Raw genomic sequence first — 3,683 nt, forward strand, 5'->3', positions numbered from 1 at the left:
TCAAAGCAAACCGAAAATGCCTAGCGTTGCGAATCTGCCTTAAACGCTTTGTTAGATTCAGAGTATAACTAGCGATGGCATTTACTGTCACCTAATTGAAAAGAACAACGAGAGAAATATTATGCCTACCTTTAATACACGCTGCCCATCTTGCTCGGGTGTCAATCGTATTCCAACAGAGCGCATCAATGAAACGCCAAATTGTGGCAAGTGCCAATCTCCGCTTCTCGACGGTGCACCTATCGAAGGAACCGAACTGAACTTTAATGCGATTTTGGCTAGTGACGTTCCTGTCGTGGTCGACTTTTGGGCCCCTTGGTGCAATCCTTGTGTCGGCTTTGCACCGATTTTTTCCGACGTCGCTGCCGAGCGTTCAGGAACGGTTCGATTTGTGAAAATTGATACCGAAAATCAGCAGAACCTTGCAGCACAGTATCAAATTCGTAGCATTCCAACCATTATGGTGTTTAAAAATGGCAAAAGAGTCGACTTCATTAACGGCGCCCTTCCTAAGAGTCAATTTTATCAATGGCTTAACCAAACATTGACCAAATAATCTTATCTACAAAATTACAATTAAAGTGGTCGAAATTGCATGATTTGGCCACTTTTTTTATCTATTATGCACTGCTCATAACGATAAATATTATTTATCGTTATGAGCAAAATCTTTCGCTTTACCTTCTGTTGCTTTAACCACATAGTCGCGCCGATTTTTAGTTATTTATTATTCTATTTGACTGAGGCAAAGACATTGGAAAACACGGCTGCTACAACTTCAAAAGCTCGCATTTCTGTACCAGTTATTGCGCTTGCTCTATATGCAGTCGCATCGGGTTACCTTATGAGCTTGATTCCGCTCATGCTGCCAACGTATGGCTTGGACTTTTCTCTCGCCAGTTGGCTTGCTAGCGTATTTTACGCCGGTCTACTAATCGGGGCGGTAATGATTGAGCCTTTAGTCAGTAAAGTGGGCCATCGTAACGCCTTTGTTTGGTGTTTAGTCGCGTTTATCGCCACCATCATCGCCCTGCCTTTGCTGCCTTACTCAGCAACTTGGATTGCTGCGCGATTTGTCGCAGGCATGGCAGTGGCTGGCGTGTTTGTCATCGTTGAATCATGGCTGCTCCACGGCGATGAAAGTGCACGCGCTAAACGTCTTGGGCTCTACATGGGTTCACTCTACGGCGGTAGTGCATTGGGTCAATTAGGCATTGGCGTCATTGGCGTGTCAGGTGGCGTGCCATTTATTGCTATTATTACTTTATTAATTATGGCCGTGGTCGTACTGCTATTTGGAGAGTGTGAACAACCACAAAGCGAATACAGCACACCGCTTTCACTCAAGCAAATTAGCAAGCTCAATCACGCGGCTATTATTGGTTGTATTGTTTCAGGGCTCACGCTAGGCGCAATTTACGGTTTAATGCCTATCGAGCTACAAAAACGCGGCATCAGTCATAGTGATATTGGTAGCCTGATGGCCGTGGTCATTCTTGGTGGCATGGCTGTGCAACCGATTGTGCCATGGTTGTCGAAGTTCTTTGGACGTACGCTACTGATGGCGATGTTCTGTCTGCTCGGCGTAGCGGCGATCAGTTTCACCTCGATGGTGAATGGCGTGGACGCGCTAGGTATCGCACTGTTCTTGCTTGGTATGGCGACATTTGCGCTTTATCCTATCGCAATCAACCTAGCTTGTGACAAACTGGACGCGAGTTTTATCGTCTCGGCGACACAAGTCATGCTATTTAGCTACAGTATTGGCTCTGTAGCGGGCCCGGTTGCTGCTGACTGGTTTATGCTAGGGAATCAAGGACTTATGGGTTACTTGTTTGCAGCCTTGCTGACAACATGCCTCTATATGCTAATTGCGAGTGTCAAAACCAAACAGCAAACAGTCGCTGGCGAATAACCAACAAGGGATGCAAAATTGCATCCCTTTTTGTTTACTGTAACGATTTGAACTCGGTATGCAGCGCGCCAATTTGTGTGCAAGGTCTGGATAAAAATCCTTGATTGAGTGATTAGAAACTGAGCTTAACACCCACACTTAACGTAAATGAAATGACAGAAGGTTTTATGACCGTTAGCCAAGGAGTCAGGGGTTATGCGACTACTTTTGCTGATAGCAGCAACAGCACTGTTTAGCTCAACAAGTTGGGGCTTTCCTACTTACTCATCGCAGTGGGCACATCGAAGTGTAATTTTATGTATGATTAACAGGAAAAATGTTATGTTTAGGTTTGCATAGTTTAAGGAGATTTAGAATGGATAAAATCATTTACCCATATGTTAGATTTAGTAGTGAGCAACAATCTGGTGGTAGTTCTTACAAACGGCAAATGGATGACATATTAAAATATGCAAAAGAGAACGGCTATACAGTCAATAACAGCCTTGAATTAAAGGATTTAGGGGTGTCGGCATACACTGCAAAGCATATAGAAAAAGGTTCATTAGGGGACTTTTTAGACGCTTTAGATGCGGGAGTTATAGAAACCGATGGATCTGCTTACCTATGTATTGAACAAATAGACCGACTTTCACGGCAGAGCATTGATGAAGCTTACCAAGTGTTTAGAAAAATCCTTAAGGCTAATGTGAATGTTATTACTTTAATGGATAAAAAGACTTATACAAAAGATAGTCTTAATGACTTAATGACGATTATGTATTCGTCAATGTTAATGGCACAAGCTAACGAAGAAAGTGCTAAAAAGTCAGAACGTATTTTGAAAAGTTTTGATAAGAAGATTGATCAATTAAACAATGACGAACCTATACAATATGTGGGTATTTTTCCTGGTTGGATAGATAATATAGGAACAAAACAAAAAAGAGATTTTGTCGTTAATGATAAAGCCAAAATTGTTCAAAATGTCTTTAAAATGTATATTGAAGGAACTTCAATGGGTGACATTGCGAGAATATTCAATGAAAAGAGTATTGAACAAGTAGCAAAGAGGCGACATAAGAACTTTACCAATTCTTGGAGCTCTGCAAAAATTAATCACCTCCTCAAAAATCGATGTGTCCTCGGGGATCTTTACATTAAAAAGACAGGTGAAACATATAAAAACTACTATCCACAAATTATTTCAATTGACGATTGGGATGTTGTTCAGTCAATGACCGCAACAAAAAAAACCACTAAAACTTCTGGTAGAAAGTCAATAAATATATTTACTGGTAAAATATTCTGTTCTGGTTGTGGGCAAAAATACTATTTCGAAACTGATGATAAAATCACGAAAAAAGGGCGAACCCTATACTATATGTTAAAATGCCAAGGGCGGCGTGTTTTAGGTTGTAAAAGCAAGTCTATAAAGTATGATGATTTTCTTTCTTCCACTCCAAATATGTTTGGAATGATAACTAAAACAAAGAAAGATAATAGTAAAGAAATAAAAAAAATAAAACAAAAAATCAGTGAGATATCTTCTGAAACAAAGGAAATTGAGAAAAACATCAACACTTTAGAGAGTATGAATGAAAATGGTAGTTTAGATTATGAAACATACCTAAAAGAGAGTTCAAAGCAACGTAAAAAAATCAGAGTCAACGATACAAGGATAGCAGACAGGGTGACCGCATGAGTGTCTATATTTTCACCACATTATTAAAGCCAGCACTTAATACTGCCTCTAGCATCGATGTATTCATCATGCAGCGCTTTTGCT

The 3,683-nt window shown here is 40.5% G+C and carries 3 protein-coding genes; all 3 read left to right on the forward strand.

All coding sequences use genetic code 11. From position 1 onward, the window contains the following. Nucleotides 1-121 precede the first annotated feature (121 nt). The 3 genes from trxC (at nt 122) to CDZ87_RS16425 (ending at nt 3,599) form a co-directional block, all read left to right on the forward strand. A complete protein-coding gene (gene trxC / locus CDZ87_RS16415) occupies nt 122-556 on the forward strand; it encodes a thioredoxin TrxC (protein ID WP_100754490.1) in 435 nt (144 codons plus the stop codon). Nucleotides 557-754: 198 nt separating this feature from the next. Next, nucleotides 755-1,915: an MFS transporter gene (locus CDZ87_RS16420; RefSeq protein ID WP_100754492.1), complete on the forward strand. Its 1,161-nt coding sequence runs from the start codon at nt 755-757 to the stop codon at nt 1,913-1,915. Between the two features lie 355 nt (nt 1,916-2,270). Continuing rightward, a complete protein-coding gene (locus tag CDZ87_RS16425; protein WP_172953602.1) occupies nt 2,271-3,599 on the forward strand; it encodes a recombinase family protein in 1,329 nt (442 codons plus the stop codon). Nucleotides 3,600-3,683: the final 84 nt, after the last annotated feature.

Source organism: Vibrio salilacus (genome assembly GCF_002811245.1).
Classification (GTDB): Bacteria; Pseudomonadota; Gammaproteobacteria; order Enterobacterales; family Vibrionaceae; genus Vibrio; species Vibrio salilacus.